Source organism: Bacillus sp. 05T31, assembly GCF_056396725.1.
Map to the genome: position 1 here is coordinate 1 of NZ_JBFTMA010000039.1, position 14,245 is coordinate 14,245.

Annotated in this window: 15 protein-coding genes and 1 pseudogene; 6 read left to right on the plus strand and 10 right to left on the minus strand. The window is 36.2% G+C overall.

What is annotated here, in order from left to right; all coding sequences use genetic code 11:
- Nucleotides 1-236, plus strand: a pseudogene (locus AC1DJR_RS04475) (competence protein CoiA); the annotation flags it as partial.
- Between the two features lie 50 nt (nt 237-286).
- The gene (pepF, locus tag AC1DJR_RS04480) at nt 287-2,113 is read left to right on the plus strand and encodes an oligoendopeptidase F (RefSeq protein ID WP_477002106.1); all 1,827 of its coding nucleotides are present in this window, start codon (nt 287-289) and stop codon (nt 2,111-2,113) included.
- 133 nt (nt 2,114-2,246) lie between these two features.
- On the opposite strand, the gene AC1DJR_RS04485 is transcribed toward pepF, so the two are convergent.
- The 4 genes from AC1DJR_RS04485 to AC1DJR_RS04500 form a co-directional block, all read right to left on the minus strand.
- Nucleotides 2,247-2,420: a hypothetical protein gene (locus AC1DJR_RS04485; RefSeq protein ID WP_000748141.1), complete on the minus strand. Its 174-nt coding sequence runs from the start codon at nt 2,418-2,420 to the stop codon at nt 2,247-2,249.
- A gap of 229 nt (nt 2,421-2,649) precedes the next feature.
- Entirely contained in the window at nt 2,650-3,543 is an 894-nt protein-coding gene (locus AC1DJR_RS04490) for a ClpXP adapter SpxH family protein (protein ID WP_477002107.1), read from the minus strand.
- Nucleotides 3,543-3,941, minus strand: a complete 399-nt coding sequence (locus AC1DJR_RS04495) for a globin domain-containing protein (protein ID WP_002117060.1) — start codon at nt 3,939-3,941, stop codon at nt 3,543-3,545. The genes AC1DJR_RS04490 and AC1DJR_RS04495 overlap by 1 nt, the downstream gene beginning before the upstream one ends.
- Before the next feature lie 185 nt (nt 3,942-4,126).
- Nucleotides 4,127-4,705, minus strand: coding sequence for a CYTH domain-containing protein (locus tag AC1DJR_RS04500; protein ID WP_429687356.1), 579 nt, complete (start codon nt 4,703-4,705; stop codon nt 4,127-4,129).
- Between the two features lie 144 nt (nt 4,706-4,849).
- Here AC1DJR_RS04500 and AC1DJR_RS04505 point away from each other — a divergent pair, with 144 nt between their 5' ends.
- From AC1DJR_RS04505 to AC1DJR_RS04520, 4 genes are read left to right on the plus strand one after another with little or no spacing between them, the layout of a single operon-like run.
- Complete coding sequence (locus AC1DJR_RS04505; RefSeq protein WP_002011362.1) at nt 4,850-5,221, plus strand: UPF0738 family protein; 372 nt, start codon at nt 4,850-4,852, stop codon at nt 5,219-5,221.
- A gap of 30 nt (nt 5,222-5,251) precedes the next feature.
- Nucleotides 5,252-5,890, plus strand: a complete 639-nt coding sequence (gene yjbM / locus AC1DJR_RS04510) for a GTP diphosphokinase (protein ID WP_002125951.1) — start codon at nt 5,252-5,254, stop codon at nt 5,888-5,890.
- An 18-nt stretch (nt 5,891-5,908) separates the two neighbouring features.
- Complete coding sequence (locus AC1DJR_RS04515) at nt 5,909-6,706, plus strand: NAD kinase (RefSeq protein ID WP_002011365.1); 798 nt, start codon at nt 5,909-5,911, stop codon at nt 6,704-6,706.
- 15 nt (nt 6,707-6,721) lie between these two features.
- Nucleotides 6,722-7,615, plus strand: coding sequence for an RluA family pseudouridine synthase (locus AC1DJR_RS04520; RefSeq protein WP_477002108.1), 894 nt, complete (start codon nt 6,722-6,724; stop codon nt 7,613-7,615).
- 45 nt (nt 7,616-7,660) lie between these two features.
- Here the strand turns inward: AC1DJR_RS04520 and AC1DJR_RS04525 are convergent, their stop codons facing one another.
- The 6 genes from AC1DJR_RS04525 to AC1DJR_RS04550 all read right to left on the minus strand — a co-directional run bounded on the left by AC1DJR_RS04525 (nt 7,661) and on the right by AC1DJR_RS04550 (nt 14,136).
- Entirely contained in the window at nt 7,661-9,055 is a 1,395-nt protein-coding gene (locus tag AC1DJR_RS04525; protein WP_429687357.1) for a peptidase G2 autoproteolytic cleavage domain-containing protein, read from the minus strand.
- A 208-nt stretch (nt 9,056-9,263) separates the two neighbouring features.
- A complete protein-coding gene (gene prpE, locus AC1DJR_RS04530) occupies nt 9,264-10,004 on the minus strand; it encodes a bis(5'-nucleosyl)-tetraphosphatase PrpE (RefSeq protein ID WP_404455935.1) in 741 nt (246 codons plus the stop codon).
- 79 nt (nt 10,005-10,083) lie between these two features.
- On the minus strand, nt 10,084-11,244 hold the full coding sequence (locus AC1DJR_RS04535) for an FtsW/RodA/SpoVE family cell cycle protein (RefSeq protein WP_002030401.1): 1,161 nt from the start codon (nt 11,242-11,244) through the stop codon (nt 10,084-10,086).
- A gap of 130 nt (nt 11,245-11,374) precedes the next feature.
- The gene (locus tag AC1DJR_RS04540) at nt 11,375-12,301 is read right to left on the minus strand and encodes a glycosyltransferase family 2 protein (protein WP_477002109.1); all 927 of its coding nucleotides are present in this window, start codon (nt 12,299-12,301) and stop codon (nt 11,375-11,377) included.
- Nucleotides 12,302-12,307: 6 nt separating this feature from the next.
- Nucleotides 12,308-13,066, minus strand: a complete 759-nt coding sequence (locus AC1DJR_RS04545) for a class I SAM-dependent methyltransferase (protein WP_477002110.1) — start codon at nt 13,064-13,066, stop codon at nt 12,308-12,310.
- Between the two features lie 224 nt (nt 13,067-13,290).
- Entirely contained in the window at nt 13,291-14,136 is an 846-nt protein-coding gene (locus AC1DJR_RS04550; protein WP_002186420.1) for a TylF/MycF family methyltransferase, read from the minus strand.
- Nucleotides 14,137-14,245 lie beyond the last annotated feature (109 nt).

The window sequence follows — 14,245 nt, forward strand, 5'->3', positions numbered from 1 at the left end:
GGAAAGTAGCGGTTACTGAATATATGACTTTTTTATGTTTTGTAGGCGTGTTGCATAAAGTAGGGACTTATACGTACCGAAAAATGAGGAATATAGTTATGTTACAGGCGGAGGAGGAAGTTAGGAAATATGATGAGATTTGCCTAACTTATGCGCTATCTCTATTTGAGACAAAGTTCAACATGAGAGAAGAAAAAGGGGATATAATAAAGAATGAACGTGAAGGAATTACATAAGAAAAACAGAATTGTACTTAAGTAGAGATATTTAAAGGAGGGCTTACAGAATGTCTGAACAAAATAAAGCAAAAACATTACCAGATCGCAATGAGATTGAAGAAGCAAGCACATGGCGATTAGAAGATATTTTCCAAACAGATGCAGAATGGGAAAAAGAATTCCAAGCTATTAAAGAGCTATTGCCAAAGTTAACTGAATTTAAAGGGAAGCTTGGCGACTCTGCAGACAATTTGCTTGAGGCATTGCAATATGAAGATGAAATTTCAATGCGATTAGGTAAGCTATATACATATGCACATATGCGTTACGATCAAGATACAACAAACTCTGTGTATCAAGCACTGAATGATCGCGCAACAAATTTATACTCACAAGTATCTAGTAGCACAGCGTATATCGTACCTGAAATTTTATCTATTTCAGAAGATACATTGCAAACATTCTTACAAGAAAATCGAGAACTAAGTGTATATGAGCATGCATTAGAAGAAATTACACGTCAACGCCCGCACGTATTATCTGAGGCAGAGGAAGCGTTATTAGCAGAAGCATCTGAAGTGATGAGTGCATCAAGTAATACATTCGGTATGTTGAATAATGCGGATTTGAAATTCCCATCTATTAAAGGTGAGGATGGAGAAGAGGTAGAAATAACACATGGCCGTTACATTCAGTTTTTAGAAAGTGATGATCGTCGTGTTCGCGAAGATGCATTCAAAGCTGTATTTGAAACGTATGGGAAATTTAAGAACACATTTGCAAGTACGTTAAGCGGGGCAGTGAAACGTAATAATTTCAATGCACGTATTCGTAAATATGACTCTGCTCGCCAAGCAGCATTAAGYAATAATAATATTCCTGAAGCAGTATACGATCAACTCGTTGAAACGGTAAATGACAACTTACATTTATTACACCGTTACATTGATATTCGTAAGCGTGCACTAGGACTTGATGAGCTTCATATGTACGATTTATATACACCACTTGTACAAGAAGTGAAAATGAATGTGAAGTATGAAGAAGCGCAAGACCTGTTATTAAAATCTTTAAACGTACTTGGTGATGAATATGTTGAAATTTTAAAAGAAGCATATGAAAATCGCTGGGTAGATGTGTACGAGAATAAAGGCAAACGAAGCGGAGCATATTCATCTGGTGCATACGGAACAAATCCGTATATTTTAATGAACTGGCATGATAATGTAAATAATTTATATACACTTGCTCATGAGTTTGGTCATTCGGTGCATAGTTATTACACAAGAAAGACACAGCCACACGTATACGGTGATTATTCAATCTTCGTTGCAGAGGTAGCATCAACTTGTAATGAAGCGCTTCTAAATGATTATTTATTAAAAACGACAGAAGATAAAAAAGAGCGTCTATATTTATTAAATCATTATTTAGAAGGATTCCGTGGTACTGTATTCCGTCAAACAATGTTTGCAGAGTTCGAGCATATCATTCATAAAAAAGTACAAGAAGGACATGCGGTTACGCCAGATATGTTAACGGAGATCTACTACGATTTAAATAAGAAATATTTCGGGGATGCTTTAGTAATCGATAAAGAAATCGGTTTAGAATGGTCTCGTATTCCGCACTTCTATTACAACTATTACGTATATCAATACGCAACAGGATTTAGTGCAGCGACTGCGTTATCTAAACAAATTTTAGAAGAAGGGCAACCAGCAGTAGAACGTTACATTAACGAATTCTTAAAAGCKGGAAGCTCYGATTAYCCAATTGAAGTGTTGAAAAAAGCAGGAGTTGATATGGCATCTCCTGAACCAGTGAAAGAGGCAYTWCAAGTATTTGAAGAGAARTTAAATGAATTAGAAGCGYTATTRTTTGAAGARAAGTAATGAGAAAAGACGAGGGATTTTATCCTCGTCTTTTTTGTTTGAAAATGTWTTTTGTCGATATTTGTCGATAAAATAAGGAGGATTTCCTTACTTTTTCTAAATTAGAAGGCAGTTTTACAGTTGATTTTTGTAATTAAAATCCTTTAAATCGTTTTCTATAGTTGAAATAAGAGACAGCGATGACGATAACTCCGAATAAAAGAGGAAAGGCAATAATTTTAGGGAAAGCTTGTAATAGAGAGAGGATATACAAGAAAAAAGAAACAATAACACATAGAAAGATAAGAAAAATATGAGATTTTTTCATAAGGAAACCTCCTAAATTGCTTTTTTTATAGCTTATTCAARAATGAAAACGTTTAGAATGTGACAAAAATGTGAAATTCGACAAAAGGGGTTGTCATCTGACGTCGAATCTTGTAATATAATAAGCGTGAACGAATTCACATACAAACATATACCCCTTTGTTTGAACGTGAAAATTTCTCCCATCCCCTTTAATATTTTTATAAGCCGTAAAGAARAAGACCTGGTGTTTACACCRGGTCTTTTTCTTTTGCTATCCATTTCCAATAACGCTCGCACTTCACTTCAATCATTTGTACTTTTCGTTTTAGTTGTAATTTTTTTAGTTCGCGCTCTATTKCTTGYTGAGGGCAGTCATATATAAATGAGATTTCCTTTGAAGAAATAAATTGTGTTGCTTCTAGTAATACTTCTAAAGGAGGTAATGGTTCTGGCTCAATCTCGCATTTTACAAGTTCTTTTAATAGCTGTACGTATACATCATAGGAATAAATTCCTGCGATTTTAATACCTTCCTCATCTGAATTTGCATGAAAAAATAGGAGGGAAGGTATTTCTGTAATATGCATCTCATTTGTGAATTTCAGGTCGCATTGGAAAGCTTTTTTTGCGCTAACTGAGTGTAGGTCTTTTTTAAATTCCTCTACATCAATGCCGCTATCTTTAGCACATGTAAGCAATAATTCACAGTCAGGGTTTGATACATTTTCAAGAAAAATGTATTCTTGGAGTTTTCGCAAAAACTTCGAACCTGCTTTTCGGCCTTGCAAYTCCGCCGCCTTAATTGCCATCGAAACTAAATAYGGTGTTGACGATGCCTCTTGCATATGTACTTTTCCATCACATGAAAAACCTTGTAAACTTGTTGTCTTTTCCCACACAAATCGAATATTAGCAGGTTTATTCCATTTGTGTGAGGAAGCGTTTGTCCCGCCCACTTTTCCTGTTACGATATGACGAATAGAGAAGTATTTCCCATAYTCAAGCCATAGTTTAATAATAAATGGCTCGATATCCCAGCAATCTTTACAAAGTGGATCAATAAATAAATATGCTTCTACAGAYTTATGCTCGCATGTGRAAGGAGAAGGCATATTCATATGCTTTGCTTCCTGCTTATCCATTACGCTTCACCTGTTTCATTTTGAGTATTGACCATATGTTGAGCAGTTAATGCTAAACGTTCRAAAACAAACTCTCTTATATGACCGTGCACTCCTGTATCATCCATTGCTTGCTCCATACATGATAGCCAAGCTTCTGCGCGTTTTGGAGTAATCTCAAACGGAAGATGGCGTGCTCTTAGCATAGGATGCCCATGTTCTTCAGTGTATAAATTAGGACCACCTAAATATTGTGTTAAAAATTGTTTCTGCTTCCTAGCAGTTTCTGTTAAATCATCCGGGAAGATCGGAGATAAGTCAGGGTGTTCACTGACATAGGAATAAAATGTATCCACTAATGTTGCAATGCATTGTTCACCGCCAATTGCTTCAAATGGTGTCATCGGTTGCTTGCTCATCCTTTATAAACTCCTTTTTCCATGAAATGTATATCTATTGTAGCAATGGAATGTTATGAAGAGCAACTAAACAGCCTTCATAACATTCTTTGCTTATTCTATATGTTGCTAATAAATCTTTTGCTTTTCAAAAAGGTGAAATGTAGCCGTAAGTACAGCTCTTCTTCACTGATGGAAATTTTACTTTAGCGCTCTTCGTTTTGTTTGGCAAGGAAAAAGCGTTTTACTTTGTTGTTTGTATGACGAACTGGTACGTTATGTTGCTTTAATAACCTTATAAATGCTGCTTTACCGGTCTTTTCATCTTGCACTTCGTATTCAATTTCATAATCATCGTGATTGTAATAGAAACTATGATCAAAGACAAGCGTTCCGCCTTCAAATAATATTTCAGCTCTTTCTGTTGTTAAACTACCCATATAAGTTAAAGAGGAAACGGGAATTTGTAATTTGTGTAGCTGATCCATTACAGTTCCTTGAATGATTGTGTTTGTTTCCATCATAAGTTGTGCTTCTTTTTCTTTTACAGACTGATGAGTTTCTAATAAACCAATTTCAGCAGGTTGTTTTAATGTTAATGTATAAGTTCCATCTTTATGACGAATACGAAGTGCAGAGCCCGTATCTTTTAAAGAGAAGTGAGGCGTTTCAAAGTAGTGATTTACTTGTTTTGTAAATGCTTCAATAGAAAAAGATTTGCATAATGTTTGGAATTCTTCCTCTGTAACCATATTTTTAAATTCAATTTCAATTTCTTGTGTCATTGTATGCGCTCCTTTTGAAAAATAATTCTTTCCACATTATCGCTTTTTCGCAAATTTGGTTCAATGTTTTATTTGTTTGCGTCCATGTTATGATACAATAATACTGTTAAGTAAGACAGGAAGTTGAGATGGAGGAGTTCGAGTATGCAAAATAAAATTCAAGTTAAGAGCGTAGAAACGAGAGAGAATGCGCTTATTTTTTGTGCGGAAAATACTGAAATAGAGGTAAAGGAGTTAAGTGCGCGTAATCACGTACTTGTAGACTCAGACAATTTATCATTTTTATATATCTTAGAAAATGAATCATCTTTCATTTATGTAAGTATTCCGCATACATGCTGGGAAGCAATGCATGAAGCGATGAATAAAGATACAGCGATGTTTATTCGCGTGAATGATGTTGAAATAGAATTAGAAGGATTAAAAGAAGAAGTAGAATATTTAGTTGAAAATATTGAAGGTAATGCAAATTACGGAGAAGAACTAGTAACTGCTGTAGAAAAAGTGTTTCTATAAGCAAATGGATTGATTTTGGTGGTGGTTGAAATGAATCGTAATTGGGAAGAATTTTTAGCACCGTATCACCAAGCGGTGGCGGAGCTGAAAGTGAAACTAAAAGGAATGCGTACTCAATTTGCAATGTTAACGGAGCATTCTCCAATTGAGTTTGTAACAGGAAGGGTAAAGTCGGTTGCAAGTATTATTGATAAAGCGGAGAAGAGAAATGTACCGCTAGACCGAATTAGAGAAGATATGCAGGACATCGCGGGCCTTCGAATGATGTGTCAATTCGTAGATGAGATTAAGCCTGTTGTAGAATATCTTCGAAAACGAAATGATTTTGACATTGTAGAAGAACGTGATTATGTAACGCAAAAGAAAGATAGCGGCTATCGCTCTTACCACGTTGTCATTAGTTATCCTGTTCAAACGATACAGGGGGAGAAAAAAGTGTTAGTTGAAATTCAAATTCGCACGTTAGCAATGAATTTTTGGGCAACGATTGAGCATTCTTTAAATTACAAATATAGTGGACGTTTTCCTGAAGATATTAAAATACGCTTACAACGTGCAGCGGAAGCGGCGTTTTTATTAGATGAAGAAATGTCTTCCATTCGTCTTGAAATTCAAGAAGCGCAAAAGGTCTTTTCACGAAAGCAGGAAACGAAAGATTCTGAATCATAAACTAAAGGGTGTTGGGCGATGAAATTTACAATTATGTCAAAGGGAGATCAATCATCAGATACACTAGCAAGTACGATGAAAGAATACTTGTTAGATTTTGGGTTTACAATGGATGAAAAGGAACCTGATATTGTAATTTCTGTTGGGGGAGATGGAACGCTTTTATATGCATTCCATCGTTACTATAATCGATTAGATGAAACCGCATTTGTTGGTGTACATACAGGGCATTTAGGTTTCTATGCAGATTGGTTACCGACGGAAGTAGAGAAGTTGGTGATTGCAATCGCTAAAACACCGTTCCAAGTGGTTGAATATCCACTTTTAGAGGTGATTATTCGCTATGTGAATGGTAGTAAAGAGTCGCAGTATTTGGCGATGAATGAAGCGACTGTAAAAAGTGCAGAAGGTACATTAGTAACAGAAGTGGAAATACGCGGAGAGTATTTCGAAACGTTTCGCGGAGATGGTCTTTGTATTTCTACTCCTTCAGGAAGTACCGCKTATAATAAGGCGCTTGGCGGAGCAATTATTCACCCTTCTATTGAAGCGATTCAAATTGCAGAAATGGCATCTATCAACAATCGTGTATTTCGTACGGTAGGTTCGCCGCTCGTACTGCCGAAGCATCATACATGCGTTTTAAAGCCGGCTGCAGGAATGAACATGCAAATTACCGTGGATCATTTGACGATGGTTCATCAAGATGTGAAATCAATTCAGTATCGCGTTGCAAACGAGAAAGTACGATTTGTTCGTTTCCGTCCGTTCCCATTCTGGAAACGTGTTCGTGACTCGTTTGTTGCAGATAAATAGAGAGGGTTTATATATTTGAACAGATTTACATTGAAATGGGATATAGGGCTGGCTGAAGAGGGAACTTTAGTTAGAGAATTTTTGAAAACAAAAGGGATTTCGAAAGCTGCTTTAACGGATATAAAGTTCCGCGGGGGAGCAATTGAAGTAAACGGTCAACACACAAGTGTTCGTCACAAGTTACAAGCTGGTGAAGAGTTACAAATCTTTTTTCCRGTGGAGGAAAGAAGTGAAGGGATGGAAGTGGAAGAGATCCCTTTATGTATCGTATATGAAGATGATGCGGTTCTTGTTATAAATAAAGAAGCAAATATGTCGACGATTCCTTCTAGGGAGCACCCGTCAGGAAGTATTGCAAACGCTCTTTTATATCATTATGATAAACAAAATCTTGCAAGTACGGTGCACATTGTGACGAGGTTAGACCGTGATACTTCAGGGCTTATGTTAATTGCGAAAAATAGATTCGTTCACCACCTTTTATCGAAGCAGCATCAACAAAAAGGGGTGAAACGAACGTATGAGGCAATCGTTCATGGGACTATTTTAGAAGAAGTAGGAACGATTGACGCGCCAATCGGACGAAAAKCGGATAGTATTATCGAGCGAACTGTCTGTGAAGATGGTCAAAGAGCTGTTACTCATTTTAGAGTGATGGAGAGTTCTTCCGATAAGACGCATGTAGCGCTTGAGCTCGAGACGGGAAGAACACATCAAATTCGTGTACATATGGCATATATAGGACATCCGCTACTTGGGGATGATCTATACGGTGGCCGAAGAGATGTGATAAAACGTCAAGCGCTGCATAGTACATCTTTGACGTTTTATCATCCTATTTTAGAAAAGGGAATGACTTTTACCGTAAGTATCCCAGAGGATATGCAATACGCTTTACATAACAATTAAAAGGGAACAAAATTCTTATCATAAAAAGAATTTTGTTCCCTTTTTTTAGCGAAATAATATTAAAATTTGATTTTCACCAGTACGTTTTATAACGAAAAAGCCACTTTCAGCTTTCGTGGCAATGCCGTCATCATTTGGACGACAATATCCGTGTGTTTCGCAAGTGCCGTCATCACGTACTAACATTTGTCCAATTAATCCGACAGGAAGCCACTCGGTGCGATTTCGTCTCGATATATATTTGCAAGCTGGATCCCATTCTGTATTTAAAAGTGGCTGTATTTCTTGCGTATCAGTACGTGTATATTGGCGTTTTCCGAAGCTATCTGTTTTATAACGCTTTGCCCAACTTAAAGCACCGCTATTTCCTATGAGAGCGGGGGTAGCGCTAGATATTCCTAATATGAATGAATCATTTGAAGTAGCTTTTCGAATTTTTTCTTCGCTACTAAATGTAATGAAATAGCCGATATCAATAGGGCTATGATCTGCTGCCTCAAACATTTGTGCAAAATCAGTACCACCTGCATTGTAAGAAGCACCATCGATATACATTTCTCCGTTATGGGCAAGCCATTTGGCACCTATATTATAATCAGTGTCATTTGTCCCATTTGCGATAAACCAGGAATAAGCTTCTTCTGCTGTACCAAATTTCCCCATAATATGGCTGCCTGCAAAATTAGCTGTTGATGTATGATTTCCTTCCGCATGAGATGAGAATCCGTTAGCGATAGTTGCGGTTCCTTCTGCATGTGCTGCTTCGCCCAAAGCAATTGCATGCTTTCCTTCCGCATGAGAATAAGGACCGCCTGCTGTCGTTTCACTTCCTTCGCTATGCGAACTATGTCCAGTTGCCTTTGTTTTTGAACCTTCTGCATGAGAAAAGGGACCCGTTGCATGTGTAAGAAGCCCTTCTGCATGTGAAGCGATTCCATCAGCTTTAGAGTGAAGTCCTTCTTTATATGCGTGACGAGCTCCTTTGTTATTTTCTTTTTTTATAGGTGTAGGTACAGGAGCCTGAATAGGGGCGGATCCTTCTATTTGTACATCGTTGCCCGAGATTAATGCTTCTTTTATTTTTTTTACTTGATTTATAATAGTAGCTGGAATTTCTGGTTGTACTTTTTCCTTTACTGCTGCAGGAATGTTTTCTTTTATATTTTCTTGTATCTTTTCCGAATTAAGCACAGGTTCATCATTATTAGAAGCGAGCTTCTTTTTTTGTTTTTCTTTTATTTTCCTGCTATCTATAATTCGCCTCATAACAGCATTTTCTAAAGAGACATATTTTTCTCTCGGTTTGCTTTTTTTTGATGACTTTTGTTCTTCTATTTCTTCTATAGCTGCAGCTCGAATACTGCACCAGTTGTTAATTCCATACATGGGATGGTATAAAGGGTGGAATTTTCTTTTTTGTTTAGAAGATTTTTTCTTCATTCCGTCACCTCCTGCGACAGTATATGCCGTGCAATTAAAAAAAGATGCACTTTATTGCATCTTTTTTAATTGCTTTATCTAGTTTTAGTGTGGAATATGTCTAGAAAACACCATGATCCTCTGCAAATCGTAGAGGTATTTATCCCGATTGGTGCGGGCTAATAATCAGTGGGGGATGAACAAAACCCCCACTGATTAAAGTTTCACTTTATGAAATTGGGCGGAACTTTTCAGGGACAAAAGGTAGGGAAGAAGGGACAGAAACGGTCTCCAACTCAGGGTAACGTAGTCCAGTTAGTTTACCACCAAATACAGCACCAGTATCAATATTGACTGTATGATTCACAAAGCGAGGTTCATTGACAGGTGTATGTCCATAAACAATCCATGTTTCACCCTTATACTCTTTCGCCCAATCTCGGCGGACAGGTGAGCCRTCAGGGTGTTTTTCRCCTGTAATATCACCATATAATACAAAGGTTTGTACTTTTTTATCTTGTCTTCCTATGTAATCTTGCCGAATACCAGCGTGACAGACGGTTAATTTTTTTTCATCCAGTATGTGATATAGCGGTGATTGTTCGTAAAGAGTAATGAATTTTTCTTTTATTATTTGTTGCTTATTAGAAGACAATGCTTCATATTCTGCAACAGTTGTTTCGAGCCCATGAGCGATTGTAACATTACGTCCAAGGAAGAAACGATACAGTTTATTACAGTGATTCCCTGGAGCATAATAAGCATCTTTTCTATTTATTACGAGCTCCCATACAATTTCAATCATCCGTAATGAATGAGGACCTCGGTCTGTAATATCACCAACGAATGCAAGCCTTCGTTTTGCGTTATGAATTGGGATACCACTATCCCAGCTATACCCTAGTTTCGTTGTTAAATCTTGAAACTCTTGGAAGCATCCGTGAATATCACCTATAATGTCATATTTCATATTTAAACCTCCAGCTCATTTTTTCATTAGTATATCTAAAATGGACATAGAAAAAAACCATACCGTTTTTCGATATGGTTCATTTAAACATAAAGATTTTAGTTCTTGAGCGTACGTTTAAAATAAATCCAATAGCAACCATATATGTGAGCAGTGAACTCCCGCCGTAGCTCATAAGCGGTAACGTTATTCCTGTAATAGGGAGTAAACCAATTGTCATCCCAATATTTTGGAATACTTGGAACGTAAACATTCCAATTGTACCAGCGCAAATATAACTACCGAAAGGTTCATTGCTTTCTAAAGCGATATGGATCATTCGGTAAATGAGTAAGAAAAAAAATGAAATAATAACACTTGCTCCTAAAAAACCGAATTGTTCAGCGATATTTGTAAAAATAAAATCTGTATGTGGCTCTGGAAAATATACTTGTCTATTTTCCCATCCTTTTCCTTGCATCTCTCCTGATCCAGTAGCTAAAAATGCTTGTCTTAATTGGTATCCTTGTGCGTCATATTCATAAGGTGCAAGCCAACCATAGAAGCGATTTAATTGATATTCTTTTAGAATGTGCTCTTTAAAGAACTCTGTATGCGTGAAATAAATATATGTTAAGGTAGAGCCTATGGCGAAAATACCGGAGGTTAATCCGAGGATAAAGCGCCAACGTATACCAGAAACTAAAACCATTGTTGCAAGCATCGCTGAAATGACCATTGTGTTTCCTAAATCAGGTTCTTTTGCGATTAGAAGTAGTGGAGGTAAACTAGCTGCAAATATTTTTAAAAGTAAAATGAAATCTTCACGAGTTGTCCGAAAAAGGTATTTTTCATTATGATTCGCTATAATTCGTCCAACGACGATAATCAAAAATAATTTCATAATTTCAGAAGGCTGAAAGTTTCCGATGCCTGGAAGTCTGTACCACGCGGTAGCCCCTTTAATTGTAACGGCGCCAGGAACTTGAAGTTCTAGGCCAATTAGAAGTATGAGTGCAAAGCTATATAAATACCAAGCAATTTGTTTATAGCGATCGAAATCAATAACCATAATAACACCAATGGCGATAAATCCAATGGCATACCATTGGATTTGTTTTAATACAAAATTTACGTTTTGTAAAAATGGTGGTAAAGAAGCTTGTGCACTTGCGATAGCAAAGCAGCTAACAATCCCAATGGCAAATAAAATGAATATTAATATGTAGTCTATTTGATATTGAGTGTTCGGATCTTTCACTGTATGAATTCCTTTCTACTGCTCTCTATATTAGTGGGTTTTAGTTGGTGCATCACATAGTTTAAAAAGAATGTATGAACTATACGCATTATTCACGTAAAGCTCACACATTTTATTTTCGCAGAATAGACTAATGATGTAGCTCTTTTATAATTATGTCCAAACAATGGGAAAGACGTACATGTGCATCTGGAATGAGGTTTGGTAACTGGCTATAATATTCTAAGGAACCTTTACACCATTTATAAGCGCTAATTAGACCTAGTCTATAATCTGTATTATCTTGTAAAAATCCGTATTCTTTTGAAGTTATAACGAGGTGCGTAAAATCCTCAGATCCTTCAAGGAGCTTGCTGTGTATTTGTTGCCCAGTATGGTAGCGAAATTGGCTTAAAGGTTCGGATATGTATAMTGCGTYTCCTTTAGAAAGTAAGGAAATCCATGATGCCATATCGACACTACAAGAATAGTGCCTTCCTTTTAGCGTGCCGAAAGGTTCAGTGAGTAACTGTTTTCTAAACAGAATAGTTGTAGGCTCACCGATAATGTTATGTCCACCTTTTAACATCCAGTCGCCTAAAAATATTCCGTTTAATTGAATGTCTTCGCTATATAATCTTTGTGTTGGATGAGCATCTCCAATTAAATTCCCGTGATCATCAATACGTACTCGATAAGAAGTTATAAGAGCGAGATTTTTATTTGTGTCTTGCTCAAAATAAGCCATCATTTTTTGTATTTTATGATTATAAAACACATCATCGTCCATTAAAAAATTTATATACTCCCCATTAGATTTCTCTAAGAGCATAWGATCGTTATGAAATTGTCCTAAAGTAGTGGTATTTCGAATGTATGTTATGTTTTTATAATTAGGTAAATACTGTTCATTTATTAAGATTTCTGTTTCATCATTTGTACTATCGTCTCCTATAATAATTTCAATGTTTGGATAAGTTTGTGCTAATGCACTTTCTAGAGCAATTTTGAAATAATGTGGTCGATTATAAGTGGGAATAAGGATGGAAACGAGAGGTGACTTTTTTTTATTATTCATACGAAACTACCTTTCAGAAGCTTTTTTTGTAAGAACGATATCTTGATAACTTRTATACTCATTTCTGCCGCACCATAAACCATAATGTGGTTTATTAATTACCTCTAAGCCATGTTTATTTAATAAGGTGCGGATATCTTCTTCAGGATAGGCAACTGCGAAATTAGGAATATCTTTATTCACAACATAACAATTTTCAATTTGATGATAAAAACCTAATGTACTTAGCCCAGAATTTAAGTAATAGGATGATTCAGGGTTAATGAGAAAGAAGGTAATAAAACATCTCCCATCTTTTTTTAGAACACGTACAATCTCAGATACGTAATGTTCTAATTCTTTCGGAAGAAGATGGGTAAATACAGAAGTTAAAAAAATAAAATCGAATGAATCGTCTTCATATGGAAATTTGTATTGAGAAGCATCTTCTTTTCCTTCTGGGTTGTAGAATTGATTATATATATCAACGTGTTCAAAATGGAAATTGCTACGGGCAGTTGAAATATTATTTTTGCACCATGTAATGCCATCTTTAAATAAATCAAATCCATAATAAGCTCCATCATCACCTAAGTAATTCATTAATGGAACCGCCATTCGACCGACACCACAACCTACATCTAACACTGTTTCATTGGATTTTAAACTACCAATTTGAATAAAATGCTTTATGAATTCTTTTCCAACCTTTTGAAAGTCGCCACCTACATATTGGACGAGTTCGGGAGGTGGGATTAATGCGATTTTTTTTTCAAGCTCGCTCATAATTTCACTCCTTCCTTGTAGTAAATAGGGAACCAACATTTTTAATATGCAGCTAACATTTTATAGTGGGAGGGGAAACGATATTAGRACTGTTGCGATATGTAAAAAGCTCCCTAGAACAACTGGAAATAGTAATGGGAGCTTTTGTTTTTATTTATCATGCTATTGGCGAAGGCTAATAATTAGTGTGAGATGGAGGAACCCTAACTGAATAAAGTTTCGCCCTATTCTTTTCGCCAATAAACCCCGAATACATCAATTTTAGTAATAGGAGCTTTTAAGTTTCTTTGATTTCTAAAGTCTGTCACGGCCTCTGCACAAGCTGGTAGTCCATAGTCATCAATAATAATATAGCCGCCCTTAGAAACTTTATCGTATAAGTTCACGAGACCATCCATTGTGGATTCGTACATATCACCGTCAAGGCGTGCAATTGCAATTTTTTCTATTGGTGCTGTTGGTAAAGTATCTTTAAACCAGCCTTTTAAAAATTTTACTTGATCATTTAATAAATCATATTTTCTAAAATTCTCTTGTACTTGTTCTAAAGAAACGCGTAAGTAATCGAAAGAGTGTAAATAATCTCCGTAATCTTTCGGATAGTGTTCTAAATTCGGTGTTGGCAAACCTTCAAATGAATCTGCAACCCACACATTACGATCAGTAATGTTATTTGCCTGTAAAAAACCATTCATAAAAATGCACGATCCCCCGCGCCACACACCTGTTTCAATAAAATCACCTTCTATATTTTCACGGACAACTGTTTCTAGTGCTTCATGTAATTGATTCATTCGTTCCCGGCCAATCATACTGTGTGCTGCTCTTGGCCAATCCATCCCATCTTGACGTTCACTTTTTAAAACATCTGGTTTCACAATTTTCAAGTTATGGTTTTCAGCATATTGCTTAATGAATAAAGGAAGTGGTACGGTAACTGGTTCATATGGAAGTTCCTTAGAAATATGTAATGAAGCAGGTAAATATGGCTCATACTCTAGCCATATTTCAAATAAAATTGTTTTCTTTAATAACTCGAGATAAAGCTGAACAGCAAATTTATTTTCCATATTTGTGCCTCCTGCAAAATGTCATACAACAATATGATTATGTAGATAGTGCAAGTTTCATGCTTGAATTCATAATTGGAAAAGCAGTAAAACTGATATCAGTTTTACT